The following is an 18,866-nucleotide window of genomic DNA, read 5'->3' as shown; positions in this document are numbered from 1 at the left end:
CAAACAAATTCCGACATAATTTACAAGCAAAATACCCCACATAACGTTATACAAAAAAGACGACCGAAACCCGGTCGTCTTTTCCTATTTATTTTGGAGCATTTCCTACATATTGCGTAATATCAACATTTAACGCCTGCGCTAAACGCATACCGTATTCTTGATCTGCACGGAAGAAGTTACAAACAGCTAGTAATTTCGTGCGTTCATTTACGTCTTTCAAGTCATTTGTTAAGTTTGCAATTAAGTTATCTTGCTCTTCTTTAGAGAATGAACGGTAACGCTCACCTGCTTGTTTAAAGTCATTTGGTTTCTCGATTTTTTCACGAGATACATAGCCTTCTACTTTCATAGTCGAATCGCGGTAAGCTTTGTCTTCAACTGGATTCTCTGCATGACGGCTCGGTTCGTAGTTGATTGTAGATGGGTTTTGATTCATTTGCATCGCACCATCACGTTGTTGGTTATGAACAGCTGCATATGGGCAGTTTACAGGAATTTGCAAGTAATTTGCACCAAGACGATAACGCTGTGTATCTGGGTAAGAGAATAAACGACCTTGTAATAATTTATCTTCCGATGGTTCAATACCATTTACAGTTGCACTTGGAGAGAACGCTACTTGTTCTACTTCTGCAAAGAAGTTTTTCGGATTACGATTTAACGTCATTGTCCCTACTTCAATTAACGGGAAGCGATCTTCTGGCCATACTTTCGTTGGATCTAGTGGATCAAAGTCTAAAGAATCCATTTCATCTAGTTGCATAACTTGTACGTGTAAATCCCATTTTGGATGATTTCCTTTTTCGATTGCGTCGAACAAATCACGAGTTGCATGATTGAAGTCTTTCCCCTGCACTTCTTGCACTTCTTTCGCATTTAAGTTACGTACACTTTGCTGCGGTTTCCAGTGGTATTTAATATAAACAATTTTACCTTCTTCATTAATCCATTTAAATGAATGGACACCGAAACCTTCCATTTCACGATAGCTTGCTGGTGTACCATAATCAGAAAATACCCATGTCATCATATGTGTAGACTCTGGAGTTAACGTCATGAAATCCCAATAACGATCTGGCGTTTGAATATTTGTATCCGGTGCTGGTTTTAAAGAATGAACCATGTCAGGGAATTTAATTGCATCACGAATGAAGAAAACTGGTAAATGATTACCTACGATATCGTAGTTTCCTTCTTCTGTATAAAATTTAACTGCGAAACCGCGTGGGTCACGAGCTGTTTCTGGAGAACCTTGACCATGAATAACCGTTGAAAAACGAACAAATACAGGTGTTTCAGTTCCTTCATTTTGTAAAAATGCTGCTTTCGTATATGGCTTCATGCTATTTTTCGTTACGAATACACCGTGAGCACCTGCACCACGTGCATGCACAACACGCTCCGGAATACGTTCACGATCAAAGTGTGCAAGTTTTTCTACTAAATGATAGTCTTCTAATAATACTGGTCCACGACGACCAGCTGTACGAGAATTTTGGTTGTCTCCAACTGGAGCACCTTGGTTTGTTGTTAAGCGATTATTTGGATTCATCTAGGGGGATCCTCCTCTTTCTTTCATAGTAATTATTATTTATTTAAAATTATTATAAATTAATTATTATTTAAAACTAAATCTTTGTCAACTATTTCCTTCACTTTTTTGGAAACAATTTCAGCCAAACAGTCGATAAATGCAGATTGTGCATTCGGCATATTTGGTCTAAAATATTTAGCATTTAATTCATCAGTTACAACTTTACATTCATAATCATTGTCATATAAAACTTCTAAATGCTCTGCCACAAAGCCAACTGGGCAATATATGAAAGATTCGTACCCATGCTCTTCATATAAATCTTTCGTTAAATCTTGCACATCTGGACCAATCCACGGATCTGGAGTATTCCCAGCACTTTGCCAACCCGTTGTATAGTTTTGAATATTGGCAGTCCCCGCAATTAAATCTGCTGTATGCTGCAATTGCTCCACATAAGGGTCCCCTGCTGCAATAATTGTTTCTGGCAAACTATGCGCCGAAAAAATTACAACTGTTTTCTCTTTATCTTCAATCTTTGTAAATGTTTCTTTTATTTGATCTGTCCAATACGAAATAAACTTCGGTTCATCGTACCATTGTTCAATTGGTTCAATCACAGGACCACCGATTTCTTTTGAAAGACGAATAGCACGGTCATTATACGCTTTAATGCTAAATGTAGAATAGTGCGGTGCTAATACGATACTAATCGCCTGCTCAATTCCATCTCGCTTCATTTCTTCTACAGCATCTTCTATAAATGGCGCAGTATGTTTTAAACCTAAGTAACAAGTAAATTCATACTCTGTAAATATATTATTCATTGAATCTGTTAATTTATGCGCCTGCTCTTTCGTAATTTTTGCAAGCGGCGAAATTCCACCAATCGCTTTATAGCGCCCAATTAAATCTTCAAGCGCTTCTTCTGATGGCTTACGTCCGTGACGGATATGTGTATAATATGCCTCTACATCGTCTAATGATTCTGGTGTTCCATACGCCATTACGAGTAAACCTATTTTTTCCTTTGTCATCTATATAACACCTCAATTTTATAAATGAGAATACTTTTCAGAACGTTTGTTTCAAATTATAACAAGTAATAATAAGTACGTCAAAATAATAATTCTAATTAAGTATTATTTATAAGGTGATTTTGAATTTTATATGACAATTTCTTTAATAAAAGCGACTTACATAATTGCAAGCCGCTTTTCTCCTATTCTTTAATATTTACCCCATACTCTTTAAACCAAACATGAATTTGTGCTAAATGAGCTAAAAGCTGTGGCCCAGTCATCAATTGACCAAACCACGGTGTTTGAAATGCACTGCCACCAGACTGAATCAATCCGCTCAACTGCTCTTTATCAAATAGTTCGTGTAAAATTGAACCTTTATCTGTTAATAGATTTTGAAGCCATACCGTTACTGCCTTTGTATAGTGTGGATTGTGCGTTTTCGGATAAGGACTCTTCTTCCTATATAAGATGTCATGTGGGAGTACATCTTCTAACGCTTTACGTAATAGACCTTTTTCGCGGTTTTTATACATTTTCATTTCCCAAGGAATATTCCACGCATATTCGACAAGACGATGATCTGCAAATGGAACGCGTACTTCTAAACTTGCCCCCATACTCATACGGTCTTTTCTGTCTAATAATGTTGTCATAAACCATACCATATTTAAATAAAATAATTGGCGTCTTTTTGCTTCTAGTGGACTTTCCCCCTCTAAAATAGGAACTTCTTGAATCGATTCCTCATAGCGCCTTTGTACATATTGTTGTAAATTTAGTTTATTTCTCCATTCTTTTTTTAGAAGTTGTTCACGTGCCTCTGTAGAACGCATCCACGGAAATGCACTCGATTGTAAATCATCTTCTCTATAAAACCACGGATATCCACCAAATATTTCATCTGCACATTCTCCAGATAAGCCAACGACAAAATCTTGTTTAATTTCTCGGCAAAACCATAATAATGACGAATCGATATCTGCCATACCAGGCAAATCACGAACGAGTACCGCTTCAGTTAAATACTCTGCTAATTGTTCATTCGAAATGACGCAGCGATGATGGGTTGTTTGAAATGTCTCAGTCATTAAATTAATAAACGGAGCATCTGAATTTGGCTGAAACGCATTCGCTTTAAAGTATTTGTCATTATCTTCATAATCAACAGAATATGTGTGTAATTGCCCTTTTCCTGACCTTGCATATTCTTTCGCAGCAATTGCTGTTATAGCGCTCGAATCTACACCGCCTGATAGAAAAGTACATAGTGGTACATCAGAAACGAGCTGCCTTGTAATCGCATCTTGTAATAAAAAGCGTGTTTTCTCTACTGTTTCTTCAAAGGAGTCTTCATGTTTTTTACTTTCCACATTCCAATATCTCCATATACATAAACCGTTCTTTGAAAATGTCATCGCATGACCTGGACGTAATTCTTTTATACCAGCATAAATACCGTGGCCAGGTGTTCTTGACGGTCCGAGTCCGAATATTTCTGATAATCCTTCTAATGTTACTTCTGCCTTCACATCTGGATGCGACAATATCGCTTTTAACTCCGAACCAAATAATAAGCGTCCGCTATCATATTTATAAAAAAGTGGCTTTACACCTAATCGATCTCTCGCAATAAATACTTGTTCTTTCTGTTCGTCCCATACTGCAAACGCATATATACCGTTTAAATGATCGACACATTCTTCTTTCCATTCAATATAAGAAGCTAATAATACTTCTGTATCAGAATGACCTTTGAACGTATATCCTCTTCTTAATAATTCCTTTCGAATGTCTTCTGTGTTATAAAGTTCACCGTTATAACAAATGGCATAATTCGTTTCATCTTTTAAACAAGTCATCGGTTGTTTACCACCCTCAGGATCAACAACGATTAACCGTTTATGCCCAAATGCGACATTACCTTTAATCCAAACTTTATTATCATCTGGACCGCGTTTCGCTAATGTCTCAGCCATCTTCGTAACGACATCTCTTTCTCCTTCTAATGAGCGTTTATAATCCACCCATCCTGTAATCCCGCACATATAAATCATCCTTCCATCTTATTTCTTTTCTTGAACGTGCAGTAATCCCCACCCTGTGAGTGCGGATCAAAAAAATGACAAACTTGACGATAACCTACTATCCACATTTGGAATAGCATTCTCACTCAGTAAAACGTGTTTTATTGTATGCCCACCTATGTTTAGATGTGTCTAGTTATAAAGAATGCACGAACTGTCTATAACAGGAATAACTACTTTTCATAAAGGAGAAATCGTGTATGATACAACGTAAACATATTTTATATAACCAGCCCCGTGCTCATACAGTCGGTAATGTAGAATATATAAACAATGAATGGGTATTCTTTGATGATGAAAATGATGAAGCGTTTTTATTAGAAGATATTGCCGAAGATGGGTTTGAAGTTTTATATAATAACAATTGGCTACCAGCCCGTTTCTATGAACAAGATGTATTACAAATCGCCAACGAACAACACCATTTGCAAAATGGTGAAATGATACGTATTCGAAAAAAGTTACTTCTTAGTTATAATGAATGGCTCGAGGAATTACCTGACTCCGTCTTCACATTATTAACTGAATCATTGCAATCACTTCACTACTCTTTATATGATTGCATGTATTGTCATAATTATTTATCTTTCTTACCGAAAGAGGAGTCACGCGAAGGAGTAAATATTCTTTTGTTTGATAACGAAGAGATGATTTGTACACTGCAGCACCATTTCGTCCGTCACACTACATCCAATAAAAATATGTTCCGTTTTACGAAAGTAAATGGGGAAGAGTTGCATATCGATGCGACATAAAGTGAAACTTTAATCAGTGGGGCAGCCCCACTGATTATTAGCCTTCACCAATCGGGTGTTTACGAGCAGTTGATCTCCCGCCTAACTTCTTTGCTTAAGCTGAATTTTGAGGTGGGAGTTTTACTGCCAGTTAATACGGGATAACGTAAAAAACCACCTTATCTCCCAAGTCTTTGAGATTATAAGGTGGTTTTATTTTTTATTAGAATACTTTCCAGCCAATCGGTAATTTCAGTCCAAGGTAAAATACTGCTACTAGCGCAACAATAAATAAGCCCCAAACCGCCCCTGTTGGTTTGTTTTTGCTCATTTTCACAAGAACCATTTCCATTCCACCGATAACTAAAATACCAGTTAACATTTTTAAGCCATACCACATGTGCATGCTACCTGTTGCTGTCTTCACAATACTCATGTACAACATGAAGCCTGTCACAATAATGATGATATACATTAGGCGAAGCCCCATATGTACACCTTTACCTTTTCTTCCTGCTGAATAAAGTGAATACGCAACGAAGAATAAAATTAAACCTAACGCCCATGCTGTAATATGCATATGTACCATCGTATCCCTTACCTCCTCTTTTCACACTTTTTCACTCTATATGATAACATGTTCATTTATTTTCAGGAAATGTTTCGCTTTTTTACATTTAAATGATATAATATTTAGAGTATTTACAAACTTCTTGTAATAACAAAAGGGGGAACAATCATGATTCAAACTAAGGATATTATCGAACTTACAGACACATACGGAGCAAATAACTATCACCCACTTCCAATCGTTATTTCTAAAGCAGAAGGTGTTTGGGTAGAAGATCCTGAAGGAAACCGCTATATGGACTTATTAAGTGCATATTCTGCAGTAAACCAAGGTCATCGTCACCCGAAAATTATTAACGCTTTAATTGACCAAGCTAATCGTGTTACGTTAACTTCTCGTGCTTTCCATAGCGATCAATTAGGTCCTTGGTACGAAAAAGTTGCGAAACTAACTAATAAAGAAATGGTACTTCCAATGAACACAGGTGCTGAAGCTGTTGAAACTGCAATTAAAACAGTTCGCCGCTGGGCTTATGATGTGAAGAAAGTAGAAGCAAACCGTGCTGAAATCATCGTTTGTGAAGATAACTTCCACGGACGTACAATGGGTTCTGTTTCTATGTCTTCAAATGAAGAGTACAAGCGTGGATTCGGTCCAATGCTTCCTGGCATCGTTGTAATTCCTTACGGTGATTTAGAAGCATTAAAAGCCGCAATTACACCAAACACAGCAGCATTCATTTTAGAACCGATTCAAGGTGAAGCTGGAATTAACATCCCACCAGCTGGTTACTTAAAAGAAGCTCTTGAAGTATGTAAAAAAGAAAACGTTTTATTCGTAGCCGATGAAATCCAAACAGGCTTAGGCCGTACTGGTAAAGTATTCGCTTGTGACTGGGACGATGTAACTCCTGACATGTACATACTTGGTAAAGCACTTGGTGGCGGTGTGTTCCCGATCTCTTGCGTTGCAGCAAACCGCGACATTTTAGGTGTATTTGAGCCAGGTTCTCACGGTTCTACATTCGGCGGTAACCCACTTGCATGTGCTGTATCTATCGCAGCTCTTGAAGTGTTAGAAGAAGAAAAATTAACAGAGCGTTCTCTTCAATTAGGAGAAAAATTAGTTGGGCAATTAAAAGAAATTGATAACCCAATGATCACTGAAGTTCGCGGTAAAGGTTTATTCATTGGTATCGAATTAAACGAGCCAGCTCGTCCTTACTGTGAACAACTAAAAGCAGCTGGTCTACTATGTAAAGAAACACACGAAAACGTAATTCGTATCGCACCACCTCTAGTAATCTCTGAAGAAGATTTAGAGTGGGCATTCCAAAAAATTAAAGCTGTATTATCATAATAATAGAGAGGTTGTCCGGCATGTTGGGACAACCTCTTTCTTTTTATATTCATTTATATTAAGATAAAATCGTAATTTTCTGTATTTTAAAATCGTAAAGGAGGTGCGATATGCTATTAAGATACGGTAAACAGATTAACTATTTAGCTACATCTTTTATTTTAGTTACATTCTGTGGCTTCCTACTTTCCACAACATGGCTTACTCACTACTCAACTCCTACTACATTCACACTACTGAAAGCATCATTTTGGACTGCTGTTATTCTTACTATCATTGGTTTTGGACGAGAAAAAAGTGCACTTACGGTTATACTATTTGGCATTTGTACACTTGCATTCATTGGCCTTTACACTTTTTCCGTTATCGATTACCTCTATAACCCAAGGCCATAAAAAAGAGCTATCTTTTAACAAGATAGCTCTTTTCTTTATTTCACTACATTTCGCAAAGTACCAATTCCTTCTACTGTAATGACCACTTCATCACCAGCATGTAAAAACTTCGGTGGTGTAAAACCTTTTCCGACACCAGCCGGGGTTCCTGTTGCGATAATATCACCTGGTTCTAAAGTCATTCCTTTGCTTATCGTTGAAATAATTTCTTCTATCGAAAAAATCATTTTATTTGTGTTGGAAGTTTGCCTTACTTCTCCATTTACTACCGTTTCAATGTGTAATGCATTCGGCGCATTAACCACCGATTTATGAATTAAATACGGTCCCATCGGGCAAAATGTATCGAAGCTTTTCCCAAGGAAAAACTGTTTATGTTTTCTTTGAATGTCTCGAGCTGTTACATCATTTATAATCGTATAACCAAAAACATGCTCAAGCGCTTTTTCTTTTTTAATTTGCTTCCCTCGCTTACCTATAATGACAGCTAGTTCTCCTTCATAATCTAGTTCGTCCGTTGCGTGAGGGTGACCATTAATTTGCTCATTTATGCCAATAACTGTTGTTGGTGCTTTCGTAAAGATCATTATATTTTCTGGAATAGACTCTACTCCGCCCATTTCTACCGCATGCTCACGATAGTTTTTTCCAACGCACAAAATATTCTTTCTTGGCCTTGGAATCGGTGCTAATATTTTCACCTCTGTTAACGGATAATACGCCGCTTCCCCGTTCTCTTTTGCCCAATTTACAATTTCACATACTTTCTCAAAGCACTCAGTCCCTCTTTCAATACACTCTAACATTGTAATAGGGATTGTAACCTTTTCCCCTTTTTGTCTTTGCGCTTCTCTTAAGTGTAATACCTTTTCTTCTTCTTCATCCACAATACCTACAAATACCTTTTCTTCTTTCTTCGCCGTTACAAAACGCAATATTTCCACTCTCCATCCTAAAACTCATACCCTTTAATTGTATTCGCATCCGCAAGAAAAAAACCTTCTCATGCACGCTAATTTTTACAATATTCTTCTCACATCCTATTCGTTACCCCTCTACATTTGGCATAAAATGTAGAATTTTTACTTTTTTTAGCGAAGGTATTTCTTTTTTATGGAGTTTTTGTATAATATGTACTACATATATACTAAAAATTTCATTTAGAGATGGAGCCGATTTCAATGTTTGAGCAAGCGATTGAAAAAAAACGTGAAAAAATGATTTATTTTGCTGAACGCTATGGAATGACTTCTCAAAAAACAGTGGATTGTAGCCAAGAACTGGACAGGCTCTTAAATGTAATTTGGCATGTACATACGGATTTTCACTCAAATCAAACACTCAACACACACACGCAATAATGTGTGTGTTTCTTTTATTTCAAAAAAACACACATTTTATCGGAAACGCCCATACAATAGTAGAAAAGAAAATTTTAAAAACGAAGGGTGTTTTGTATGCCAGCTATGGTCGGACATATTCGTATCGTCAATATTGGATCAAGTGGTATTTTTCATATTGGAGATGTATTTGCGATTAGGCCTATTAGTTACTCACGTGCTTTCGCCGGGGCCGGCTCTTTTAATGTTGGAGATAATGTTTCTGTCTACAATTATCAAAGTGCAACGACTGTTAATGATTCAGATGTCGTTGATCAAGCGATAATTGGTTCAACTTAAAGGGGGCGATTGTATTGAATTTTTACGTAAACCAAAGCATTATCATTAACAGCATTAAAATTGATAGCATTACAACCTCTTCTGTATTCCAAATTGGCACTGCCGGAAGTATTAAAGCCCTATCCAAATTTTCAAATACGGGCGGATTTACGGAGCCGCTTCGCCCATTACAGGCAAACGGACAAATTATTTCTATCAAACCATCAACTAGTTCTTCTTAAGACATCCTTGTCATAAATATATAGCAGGAATATTTTTACCCTCCCTATTGAAAAGGAGGTTTCACAAATGAATCAAGATATATATACTTACTTACACCAACTTCAACAAGCTCTTCAAACACAACAAGCAGCCATCCTCAATTTAGAAGATCAAGTGCGTCAACTCCAAGAAGAGCTTAACGAATTAAAAAATCGCCCCTCCTCTTCTGTAGGAAAAGTGGAATACAAATTCGATCAATTAAAAGTCGAAAATTTAAATGGCACTTTAAATATTGGCTTAAACCCATTTTCAGCAAAAGGACAACAAATTGAAGATTTTCAAGTGGATACAGAAACATTGAAGGTAAATCCTGAAACCGAAACAAACCCAGACTTTTATCAAGGTATCCTCCAAGAAATGCATCGATACTTAGATGAAGAAGCATATAATCGTATTCTCCATTTTGAACAAGAAGAGAGAACACCGCTTGATGAAATGTATCGACAAATGATGGTGGATGACATAAAAAAACAGATGGAGCATCGACTCCCTTATTATTTATCACAAGTTCAATCATATGAAGGTATTTCAACAGATCCAGATTATTTACGAGATATCATTATCCAGGCAATGAAACAAGATATTGACAAAGCCTTTCTCTCATTTATTCAGCACATACCGGGAAATTTCCGAAAGGAGTAAGTATGTATGAACCTTAACGTTGTAAACCGTGAGTTAAAAGTCGGACAGATTAAAATGAACGGTGTATCGTCGTCCGCACTCTTTTTAATTGGAGATGCAAATCTCCTCATTCTATCTTCTATTCTCGATACACCATTTGAAACAGTTACAGAGGGTCCATTTGTACCATTAGTAACAGATGTCCCTCCTACTCCAGGTTAAGGAGACTGAGAAATTATGTTGCATCATGTGTCCATTGTCCAAAATGTTTCTATTATTTCTTTAGGGATTACTGCCGTATTTCAAGTTGGAGATGCAAACCAAATGGAATTAAAAAGTAGAGCTCTTGCCGTCCACCGTGAAATTCCTTGTTATATAAGGGGAGAAGGTCGCTTTGATGCTTTTGAAATCTTTACAGATGAACACATTACAATTCCAAAACGAACGACAGATGTAAAATTAAATATTGTAAATGAATGCCCTTTTATTGAAGTTAATAATGTTGAATTGCGGACACTTTTAAATTCTGGTTGCTTTCAAATTGGAAATGTTGATTATGGTTTTAATAACTCTCGTATTATGCAAATCCGCCAATATATTACGGATGAACCTTCCGCACAATAATTCATATAGTAAGTAAAAAGCTTAGTAAAGTAGGTGGATGGTATGCCTTCGGTTGTAGGAAATCTCGTCGTTCAAAATAGTAACGGCTCTTTCAACTTAGGAGATTTTTATAACGTATCTCCGAAAGAAAACACGAAAGCTTATAACGGATCTGGGGCTTCCAATGTTGGATTTGTCGTAAATACGTTTAACGGTGTTAGTGCAACAAATACGTTTGATTCTGATGTGGCGGATCAAGATCAGATTGGAACAGCGTAAAAAAAGTAGGAGATATTCTCCTACTTTTTTCTTTTATCTAATTCAAAATTATTAAAATGAAATTTTAATAAGAAAGAGCTTTACTGTCCACAAATAGCAGTATAAACAAGTAAGTAGTAAAGAGGCACTATTTCATTTTATTTAAATGATAACCCTCTCTCCTCCAAAGCCTTTCTAAGCTTCGGCATAGACGCAGGTCCCATACCATGCAGTTTTAAAATCTCTTTTTCACTATACTTGGATAGTTCTTCTATCGTGTGAATTCCATGGTGCTCTAGCGCATTTCGTGCTGGTGATGAAAGAAGTGAAAGAAATCCTGTTTTAGGTTTCTTTTCTTTCTCACAAGTCGGGCAAGTTGGGCAATCGCTACTTTTGTAGTATTCATGTCCTTTTTCACAAGTTCTTAACGTTTTTTCCGTTACCATTTTCAAGCCCCTCTATTCCTCAATATTTACAACATGATTCCCATCAAAGAAGTATAAACATTTCTCTTTCACAGGATGTTGTAAGCTTTTCTCCAGCGCTTTTGCATATAACGAAAGCTGTACTTTATATCGATCTTCTAAAATTGGTTTTGCTTGTTCGAATCCGCCTGGGAATTTCCCTTCAATCGTATCTGTTTTGAAGTCGATTAACGTAATGCCGTTTTCCTCTTCAATCATGCAGTCGATAACCCCTTGGACAAGAATCGTTTCTTCACTCTTCCCTTGCCAATCTTGATATGCTTCTTCTGCTGCAAGCATCATCGTAAATGGCACTTCACGCTCAACACTTTTCGCCGCTAGTACCCTTTTACCTAAATCACTGTCAAAGAATGAAATTACTTTTTCAATCGCTATTTCTTCCGCCTGCTCGAATGTTAATAATTCCTTATTTACCATTCCAGCAATTTGCTCTTGCAGAACTTCAACCGTAATCGGCTTCTTCAAATCAACATGCTGCATAACGGCATGGACTGCTGTTCCACGCTCTGCGTACGTTAATCCTTTTTTCTCCATAAAGCGCGGACGTGTTTTAATTGGCGTACGTAGTTTTTTAATAAAGGCATTATCGCTACCTTCTTCAGATTGATAATTTCTCTTTATTTCTGTAACAGATTGCTTCGCACGATAAGATGTTGCATCCTCATATCCGTACTTCCACATTAATCTGTCGTACACTTCTTCTTTCCGTTCACTTTGCAGGGGAACAGCCTTTTTCTCACGAAGCGCTTCTAACAATTCTTGTTTCTCTTCTTGAACTGGCTCTGGTGCAAGTAGCGTGTTACCGTCCACAACTTCTACTTTCCAGTTCGTGTCATACCCGTAAATTTCATCTGGAATACTTCCTTGTCCTAATTCAAGAAGCATTTCACTATCACGGTGTCTATATAATGAAGGTGCAATCCAGTCTAAATAACAAGACGCTCCGGCACGTATGTGATCCGGTAATAACCATTCACTATGTTCCCTCGCATCAAGCCATTTTTCCATCTCCTTATTTGCATCCTTAACTGTTCCGATTAAAATTAACTTCTCTTTCGCACGCGTCAACGCTACGTATAGTACGCGCATTTCTTCCGCAATTAATTCCATTTTCATTTTACGTTTAATCGCAAGCTGTGATAATGTCGTGTATTTAATTCGTTTACGCGGATCGATAAATTGCGAACCGAAACCGAAATCTTTATGGAGTAAGAAACGTTTCATTAAGTCTTGTGTATTAAAACGACGGCCGAGTCCAGCTACAAATACAACCGGGAACTCTAGCCCTTTACTTTTATGGATCGTCATGATGCGAACAACGTCTTCTTGTTCACCGAGGGCCCTCGCCGTCCCCATATCATCACCGCGTTCTAAAATACGTTCAATAAAACGTAAGAAGCGGAATAATCCTCTAAATGATGTTGCTTCATATTGTCTTGCACGGTCATATAGTACGCGTAAGTTTGCCTGCCTTTGCTTTCCAGCTGGTAAACCGCCAACGAAGTCGTAATAACCTGTCTCGCCGTACACTTTCCAAATTAAATCAGAAAGTGATTGTTGACGTGCAAATTCACGCCATCCTTGCAGTAAGTTATAAAACCACTCTAGTTTTTCATGAAGTTCTTGTTCCTCTTCAAGCGGTGCACCTTTTAAGAATGAGCTCATTACTTCATAAAACGAGCCTTTCTTTCCGTGAGCACGAAGCGTCGCAAGGTCTTCATCGTTTAATCCAACGATTGGGGAACGAAGTACAGCTGCAAGCGGGATATCTTGCATCGGATTATCAATAACGCGGAATACGTTCATCATAATATTTACTTCCGTTGCTTCAAAATAACCAGTCGCAAGGTCAGCATATACCGGAATTCCTTGCAATTTTAACTCTTCCATAATTTGCGGCGCCCACGGCATGGAGCGAAGTAAAATAACGAAGTCGCGGTATTGTACAGGACGCATACTATCCGTTTTACGGTCATACACTTCATAACCGGAATCAACCATCGCTTTAATGCGCTGCGCCATAAGGCGAGCTTCAAGCTGTGCTTTTTCGACTTCTGCACCTTCTTCACCGTCTATTACTTCTTCTTCCGTTTGCTGAATACAGAGTAATTCTGCCGCTACATCTTCACCTTCTGGATAGGTAGCACCTAGTTTTAATTCAGCGTCAGCGTCGTAGTCAATCTCTCCAACTTCTTCGCCCATAATTTGTTTGAAAATGAAGTTCGTACCTGCTAGTACTTCATGACGACTACGGAAGTTTTTCGCTAAGTCAATCTTCATTCCGCCGCCCAATCCTTCTTGTGTGAAGCGTTTATACTTTCCTAGGAATAGTCCTGGTTCAGCTAGTCGGAAACGATAAATCGACTGCTTTACGTCACCAACCATGAACAAGTTTCCTTCACTCTCAGAATCTTTCGTTACGAATTTAATAATGGATTCCTGTACAAAGTTCGTATCTTGATATTCATCGACTAATACTTCAGTAAATTTATTACGATATTGGAGCGCCACTGCTGACGGATTCATTTCACCATTTTCACTTTGTTCACTTAAAATTTGTAAACAGAAATGCTCTAAATCTGTGAAATCGACCATTCCTTTATCTCGCTTCATCGCTTGGAAACGCTCTGTAAATACTTTTACAAGTTGAACAAGCTTTTCTAATACTGGGTGCATATCTTGAAAATCTCGTAAGAAACTTTCAGGTTTGCGGCTAAATAACTCTTCTTGTAATTTCTTTACTTCATCTTTCGCTTTATTACGAAGAGAGTCTACTTGTTTTACAACATCTTCATTGTAATCACTTTTCTTAATACGCTTTAACGTTTGCCACGATACGTTTTGCATCGCTTCATACACGCTTGTCCACGACTCACGAGCAGCTGATGATAACGTTCCAAGTAATGCTACATCTGCTTGCAGGGTTTCAACGCGAGGCGCTGGACCGTCAGGAAGCATTGCGAGTTCAGTTGCCTTACGAATATGCTGTTCCGCTGTTTCAAGCTGGAATTTCACATCTTCTAATAAATAAGAAGCATATACTAAATCTTCAATTGTCTTTCCTTCTACGTCATATGCTTCTACTAATTTATCAAGCCATTTTTCCGGATTTGGATGCGCTCTTGACTCTGTATGAAGCGCTAAAATCATACGTTGTAAGTCATCATCACTACGGTCACTCGTATAACGATCAACAAGTTCAAAGAAGATTGTATTATCTTCGATTCCGTACTCTTCTTCTAATATGTCATCTAGCACTTCTTCTTTTAACAATTCATTTTCTGTTTGATTCGCAATACGGAAACGAGGATCAACATCCAGCATGTAGTAATATCCTCTAATTACTTGTAAACAGAATGAGTGAATTGTTGAAATAGAAGCTTTATTTAATAGGCTCAGTTGCTTTCTTACATGCTGAGAGCCTGGTTCATCAATTAATACCTTTTCTAACGCTTCCCCAATTCGATTTTTCATCTCTTGCGCTGCTGCATTTGTAAATGTTACAACGAGCAGGCGGTCGACATCGACTGGATTCTCTTCATTAATAATCTTTTTAATAATACGTTCAACTAATACTGCTGTTTTACCTGATCCAGCTGCAGCCGCAACTAAAATATCACGTCCGTTCGCTACAACAGCTTTCCACTGGTCATCTGTCCATTGACTACCTTCTGGTTTTTTAGGCCAATTTTCTATCATTCTCCGCCAACCTCCTCTCTTATTTTCTCCATCGCTTCACTATCTTTCATATCTTTTAACGTACGGAATTGATTATCTTCAAGTGACTCATCAAATTGACAAACAGATTTGAAGTTACAGAACGTGCACGCTGCTTTATTTCCCATTTTATAAGGAGCAATATCGATAACACCTTCTGTAATATCTTTTCCGATATTTTCAAACGTATGGTGTACATATTTTTGCAGTACGTTAAACTCTTGCTCACTTGCAATACTTGAACGCGCACTAAAGCTACCGTCTTTTTTCAGGCCAGCAGAAATAATATCTGAACTTCCTGTTGAAAGTTTGTTATCCATTAAACGAACAACGTCCGCATCTCCTAATACGAGTCCTTTCATTTTAAATTTCTTTAAAATTTCTTTTTCAATTTCGGCTTCAGATGCGTCACCTTTCATTTCAACAATTGGATTATGGATATGAAAATACAATACACCCGCTGGTGATGCTGCTTGGCCTTTTTTCATCCACGTCTGTGCATTCGAAGTAACAACATCTAAATACGTTAACATTTGAAGTGCTAATCCGTAATACACTTCTGTTAAATCTAACGCTTTTGAACTTGATTTATAATCAATAATACGTAAGAACGTCCCGTTCTCATCTTCTGCCTTATCAACACGGTCAATACGGCCGACTACTTCCATCTTCACACCATTTGGTAGTGAGAATTCCATCGGCGGAAGTGATCCTGTACCGCCCATACCGAATGGCACTTCTAAATCAACTGGTACGAATCCGCTCGACTTCGCATGTTCACGAAGAATGATTGACGTACGGAAAATGATTTGTTGTAGTTTTTGTTTTAAATAGAAATGACGGTTTGAACTTAATAAAATTTGTCGTTGTAATAACGGTGCGATTTCTTCTATTACTAAGACAGAAAGATGCTCACACTCTTTTATAGATAAATCCGCCCAAGTGCGGTTTTCACGCAATAACTTATCCGCAATTTTCTTTAATGCCGCATGGAATAATTCACCGATGTCTGGTGCATCAAGCTTGAAAATATCACGCTCTCTAAGTGATAAACCGTGCTGTGCAAAATGAGCGTATGCACAACGGTTAAATAGTTCCATACGAGAGACGCTTCCTTTAATTATATCTCCATATAAATCTCTACTTACTGCTGTACTTAGCTTCTTCGCACGATTTCGATAGAATAAACTTGATAAGACGCGGCTACTTTTTTGTTTCCATTCATCTGAAGTTACGTAGAAGTTGTATACGTCCCACCAAAAGTCTAAATTCCCTTCAAATCCGTATCGCTTCCACGTTTGTAGTTGCTGCATAACGTAAGATAACGTTACTTCTGGCGTTGCTACGTATGAAATTTGTTCTGAACGTGATAAATCATTTACGTCATTCGTAATAAATGAATCTTTCACATTAGGGAACATTCTTTTTATTTTCTTAATAAAGCTAGACGCAAGTAACGTCTTTCCTTCTTCATCTGCAAGCGGGCATGAAATGTATAACCTCTCAGACGCTCTCGTTACCATTTGATACATAACGAACTGTTCTTCTAACAAAGTTTGTCTCGTCGTTGGCGCTAATTCAATCCCTGCCGCACCAAGAACTTCTCTTTCCTCATCAGAAAGCATACCTTCATCCATAGGTGCTGCTGGAATGACCCCCTCATTTACACCTATAATAAACGTTGCTTTCACGTCAGATAACCTGGAGTGATCAATATTAGCAATTAACACTTGGTCTAATGACGGCGGAATGTTAGCAAATTGAAGTGCCTCAAGACCTGTCGACATAACGTCCGTAAACATAGAAAGAGACATTTTCTCTTCACCAAGCATCTCTACAAATGTATCAAGAAGACTCATTACTTCTTCCCATACTTGTTCATGATCTGTCGCAAATAAGAAATCTCCACTTTCTTCTGCACGTATACGTAATTCTTCTAGCTTCTTCGGAACATCCAGTTCTTCTAAAAATAAGTAAACTGCTTCACACATTTGCATAACTGTTCCTGCACGCTTTAACCTTTTTTGCATGCGAATAACAGGTGTTCTTACAACGTCACGTAACCTATTTATTTTCTCTTCCATTTCACGTTCACTGTCTGTAATCATCCCGTTCGTATCATCAAGAGAACGATAACGGCGATACATCCATGGATCCTCTGAAGTCCACCTCTTTCCTTGTACACCGTACGCTAAACAGTAATTTTCAAATTCATCCATTTCTTCACGCATCGTTTCTTTTCTTACGTCTAATGGATATAAAAGCTCTGTTTTCACGCAGCGGAACACCGCATCATAACGCCAATTCCCACTAATAATCTCGAGTGCAGAACGAATACATTCTACTAATGGGTGGTGTGACATCGGACGCTTTTCATCGATGAAGTGCGGGATATTGTAATCTGTAAATAACGTGCGCATCACATCGTAATAACTTTCCCCATTACGAAGAAGCACTGCAATATCTCGGTAACGATATTTTTCATTCGCAACAAGTTTACGAATTTCACGAGCAACACCTTCTACCTCCGCTCGTAAATTCGCAGCTGTGCTAATCGTTACACTCGCTTCACCGTTAAATTTTTCATTTGGACGCGCTTCATAATGAGCTTCTAAATGCGCTAATGCTGGAGAATGAAAACGCGGCTGTTCCATAAGTGGAATTGTTTTTTCAATTTCTATTTTCTCTTCACGCGCTACTTGTTTGATTTTTTCATACGTTAACGTCGTTTCATAAAATAAATCGAGTTCATTTACTGGCTGTGCTAACGTTTTTTCATCTATCGTTAACGTGATCGTAACTCTCGCTCCGCAAATCATAAGCTGTCTTACAATCTCTAACTCTTGCGGGGAGAATGAATGAAATCCATCTATATAAATTTCCGCACCATTTACATATTCAGACTGCGGAAGCTTTTCCACTAGCAATTGCAGGTAGTCTTCTGAATCTAAATATTTTCCAATTAAAGCACGTTCAAAATCATCGTATAATAGCTGTAAATCATACACTTTATTCGCTAGTAACTTTTGTTCGGCACTGCTACTATGCGCATCCAATTGTTGCCACATTTCATATACGTTAGATGGCGTTACATTGTAACGTTTAAACTCTGCAATCATACTGCCAAGATGTTCAAAGAAACCGTTTTGCTCCGCTGCTTTTTGGAACACCGATAATCCATCTTTACGAGACTCTACAATTTTACGGAGTAACATATGTACACCCGCTTCATCAATATGAAGACGACTCGCTCCGCCAACTTCTTGTAGTACCTTCCACGCTAATCGTGAAAAACTAAAAACTTGTGCCCGAATAGAACCTCTTACATCCTCACTTCCAATTAACGCCTGCTGCGTCTGGAATGTCATCTGTTCTGGCACAAGATATAATATTGTTTTCCCTCTCGGGCGTTGTTTTAACTCTTCTTGCACTTCGCGTAAACAAAGTGTACTTTTTCCACTTCCCGCTCTACCAATCACAAATCGAAGTGACATGTAACCCCACCTTTCACTTACATAACGAACGTTAGTTTGCTAC

At 37.9% G+C, this 18,866-nt stretch carries 18 protein-coding genes; 10 read left to right on the top strand and 8 right to left on the bottom strand.

The features are described from left to right. Positions 1-88: 88 nt before the first annotated feature. From katB to asnB, 3 genes are all read right to left on the bottom strand, one after another. Complete coding sequence (gene katB, locus DOS87_RS06030; RefSeq protein ID WP_001069166.1) at positions 89-1,555, bottom strand: catalase KatB; 1,467 nt, start codon at positions 1,553-1,555, stop codon at positions 89-91. A 59-nt stretch (positions 1,556-1,614) separates the two neighbouring features. After that, a complete protein-coding gene (hemH, locus tag DOS87_RS06025) occupies positions 1,615-2,574 on the bottom strand; it encodes a ferrochelatase (protein WP_000159539.1) in 960 nt (319 codons plus the stop codon). Positions 2,575-2,759: 185 nt separating this feature from the next. Continuing rightward, positions 2,760-4,607 (bottom strand): asparagine synthase (glutamine-hydrolyzing), encoded by a 1,848-nt coding sequence (asnB, locus tag DOS87_RS06020; RefSeq protein ID WP_000333993.1) that lies wholly within the window; start codon positions 4,605-4,607, stop codon positions 2,760-2,762. A 239-nt stretch (positions 4,608-4,846) separates the two neighbouring features. On the opposite strand from asnB, the gene DOS87_RS06015 reads away from it, so the two are divergent. Continuing rightward, positions 4,847-5,401: a DUF2777 domain-containing protein gene (locus DOS87_RS06015; RefSeq protein ID WP_000616051.1), complete on the top strand. Its 555-nt coding sequence runs from the start codon at positions 4,847-4,849 to the stop codon at positions 5,399-5,401. Between the two features lie 202 nt (positions 5,402-5,603). Here the strand turns inward: DOS87_RS06015 and DOS87_RS06010 are convergent, their stop codons facing one another. Beyond that, positions 5,604-5,969 carry a YisL family protein gene (locus DOS87_RS06010; protein WP_000233496.1) on the bottom strand — a complete coding sequence of 122 codons (366 nt, stop codon included), beginning with the start codon at positions 5,967-5,969 and terminating at the stop codon, positions 5,604-5,606. A 150-nt stretch (positions 5,970-6,119) separates the two neighbouring features. Between DOS87_RS06010 and rocD the strand changes: the two genes are divergently transcribed. Beyond that, positions 6,120-7,310, top strand: coding sequence for an ornithine aminotransferase (gene rocD, locus DOS87_RS06005; RefSeq protein WP_000616660.1), 1,191 nt, complete (start codon positions 6,120-6,122; stop codon positions 7,308-7,310). A gap of 110 nt (positions 7,311-7,420) precedes the next feature. Next, a complete protein-coding gene (locus DOS87_RS06000; protein ID WP_000926870.1) occupies positions 7,421-7,705 on the top strand; it encodes a hypothetical protein in 285 nt (94 codons plus the stop codon). Between the two features lie 35 nt (positions 7,706-7,740). Here the strand turns inward: DOS87_RS06000 and DOS87_RS05995 are convergent, their stop codons facing one another. Continuing rightward, a complete protein-coding gene (locus DOS87_RS05995) occupies positions 7,741-8,640 on the bottom strand; it encodes a fumarylacetoacetate hydrolase family protein (protein WP_001213078.1) in 900 nt (299 codons plus the stop codon). 246 nt (positions 8,641-8,886) lie between these two features. Here DOS87_RS05995 and DOS87_RS05990 point away from each other — a divergent pair, with 246 nt between their 5' ends. From DOS87_RS05990 to gerPF, 7 genes are all read left to right on the top strand, one after another. Further along, entirely contained in the window at positions 8,887-9,066 is a 180-nt protein-coding gene (locus DOS87_RS05990; protein WP_000462848.1) for an aspartyl-phosphate phosphatase Spo0E family protein, read from the top strand. Between the two features lie 96 nt (positions 9,067-9,162). Then, positions 9,163-9,384 (top strand): spore germination protein GerPA, encoded by a 222-nt coding sequence (gene gerPA, locus DOS87_RS05985; protein ID WP_001111188.1) that lies wholly within the window; start codon positions 9,163-9,165, stop codon positions 9,382-9,384. A 14-nt stretch (positions 9,385-9,398) separates the two neighbouring features. Beyond that, on the top strand, positions 9,399-9,605 hold the full coding sequence (gene gerPB / locus DOS87_RS05980; protein ID WP_001012509.1) for a spore germination protein GerPB: 207 nt from the start codon (positions 9,399-9,401) through the stop codon (positions 9,603-9,605). Between the two features lie 67 nt (positions 9,606-9,672). After that, entirely contained in the window at positions 9,673-10,287 is a 615-nt protein-coding gene (gerPC, locus tag DOS87_RS05975) for a spore germination protein GerPC (protein WP_001070761.1), read from the top strand. A gap of 6 nt (positions 10,288-10,293) precedes the next feature. Beyond that, positions 10,294-10,488 carry a spore germination protein GerPD gene (gerPD, locus tag DOS87_RS05970; RefSeq protein ID WP_001052807.1) on the top strand — a complete coding sequence of 65 codons (195 nt, stop codon included), beginning with the start codon at positions 10,294-10,296 and terminating at the stop codon, positions 10,486-10,488. Positions 10,489-10,503: 15 nt separating this feature from the next. Beyond that, entirely contained in the window at positions 10,504-10,890 is a 387-nt protein-coding gene (locus DOS87_RS05965) for a spore germination protein GerPE (RefSeq protein WP_000902327.1), read from the top strand. 42 nt (positions 10,891-10,932) lie between these two features. Next, positions 10,933-11,148 carry a spore germination protein GerPF gene (gerPF, locus tag DOS87_RS05960; protein WP_001141566.1) on the top strand — a complete coding sequence of 72 codons (216 nt, stop codon included), beginning with the start codon at positions 10,933-10,935 and terminating at the stop codon, positions 11,146-11,148. Between the two features lie 137 nt (positions 11,149-11,285). Here the strand turns inward: gerPF and DOS87_RS05955 are convergent, their stop codons facing one another. Genes DOS87_RS05955 through addB form a run of 3 tightly spaced genes read right to left on the bottom strand, consistent with a single transcriptional unit; the run spans position 11,286 to position 18,823 of the window. Then, the gene (locus tag DOS87_RS05955; protein WP_000255717.1) at positions 11,286-11,573 is read right to left on the bottom strand and encodes an RNA polymerase alpha subunit C-terminal domain-containing protein; all 288 of its coding nucleotides are present in this window, start codon (positions 11,571-11,573) and stop codon (positions 11,286-11,288) included. Positions 11,574-11,585: 12 nt separating this feature from the next. Further along, positions 11,586-15,311, bottom strand: coding sequence for a helicase-exonuclease AddAB subunit AddA (gene addA / locus DOS87_RS05950; RefSeq protein WP_098578115.1), 3,726 nt, complete (start codon positions 15,309-15,311; stop codon positions 11,586-11,588). Further along, a complete protein-coding gene (gene addB / locus DOS87_RS05945; protein ID WP_063675092.1) occupies positions 15,308-18,823 on the bottom strand; it encodes a helicase-exonuclease AddAB subunit AddB in 3,516 nt (1,171 codons plus the stop codon). The genes addA and addB overlap by 4 nt, the downstream gene beginning before the upstream one ends. Between the last annotated feature and the right edge of the window lie 43 nt (positions 18,824-18,866).

Source organism: Bacillus sp. CR71, assembly GCF_003429245.1.
Lineage (GTDB): Bacteria > Bacillota > Bacilli > Bacillales > Bacillaceae_G > Bacillus_A > Bacillus_A thuringiensis_S.
The sequence above is the reverse complement of the archived record's forward strand: the minus strand, read 5'-3'. Positions and strand labels throughout refer to the sequence as shown.

Coding starts and splice junctions, on each gene's coding strand:
- katB (WP_001069166.1), bottom strand. CDS start 1,555: ATGAATCCAAATAATCGCTTAACAACAAACCAAGGTGCTCCAGTTGGA.
- hemH (WP_000159539.1), bottom strand. CDS start 2,574: ATGACAAAGGAAAAAATAGGTTTACTCGTAATGGCGTATGGAACACCA.
- asnB (WP_000333993.1), bottom strand. CDS start 4,607: ATGTGCGGGATTACAGGATGGGTGGATTATAAACGCTCATTAGAAGGA.
- DOS87_RS06015 (WP_000616051.1), top strand. CDS start 4,847: ATGATACAACGTAAACATATTTTATATAACCAGCCCCGTGCTCATACA.
- DOS87_RS06010 (WP_000233496.1), bottom strand. CDS start 5,969: ATGGTACATATGCATATTACAGCATGGGCGTTAGGTTTAATTTTATTC.
- rocD (WP_000616660.1), top strand. CDS start 6,120: ATGATTCAAACTAAGGATATTATCGAACTTACAGACACATACGGAGCA.
- DOS87_RS06000 (WP_000926870.1), top strand. CDS start 7,421: ATGCTATTAAGATACGGTAAACAGATTAACTATTTAGCTACATCTTTT.
- DOS87_RS05990 (WP_000462848.1), top strand. CDS start 8,887: ATGTTTGAGCAAGCGATTGAAAAAAAACGTGAAAAAATGATTTATTTT.
- gerPA (WP_001111188.1), top strand. CDS start 9,163: ATGCCAGCTATGGTCGGACATATTCGTATCGTCAATATTGGATCAAGT.
- gerPC (WP_001070761.1), top strand. CDS start 9,673: ATGAATCAAGATATATATACTTACTTACACCAACTTCAACAAGCTCTT.
- gerPD (WP_001052807.1), top strand. CDS start 10,294: ATGAACCTTAACGTTGTAAACCGTGAGTTAAAAGTCGGACAGATTAAA.
- DOS87_RS05965 (WP_000902327.1), top strand. CDS start 10,504: ATGTTGCATCATGTGTCCATTGTCCAAAATGTTTCTATTATTTCTTTA.
- gerPF (WP_001141566.1), top strand. CDS start 10,933: ATGCCTTCGGTTGTAGGAAATCTCGTCGTTCAAAATAGTAACGGCTCT.
- DOS87_RS05955 (WP_000255717.1), bottom strand. CDS start 11,573: ATGGTAACGGAAAAAACGTTAAGAACTTGTGAAAAAGGACATGAATAC.
- addA (WP_098578115.1), bottom strand. CDS start 15,311: ATGATAGAAAATTGGCCTAAAAAACCAGAAGGTAGTCAATGGACAGAT.
- addB (WP_063675092.1), bottom strand. CDS start 18,823: ATGTCACTTCGATTTGTGATTGGTAGAGCGGGAAGTGGAAAAAGTACA.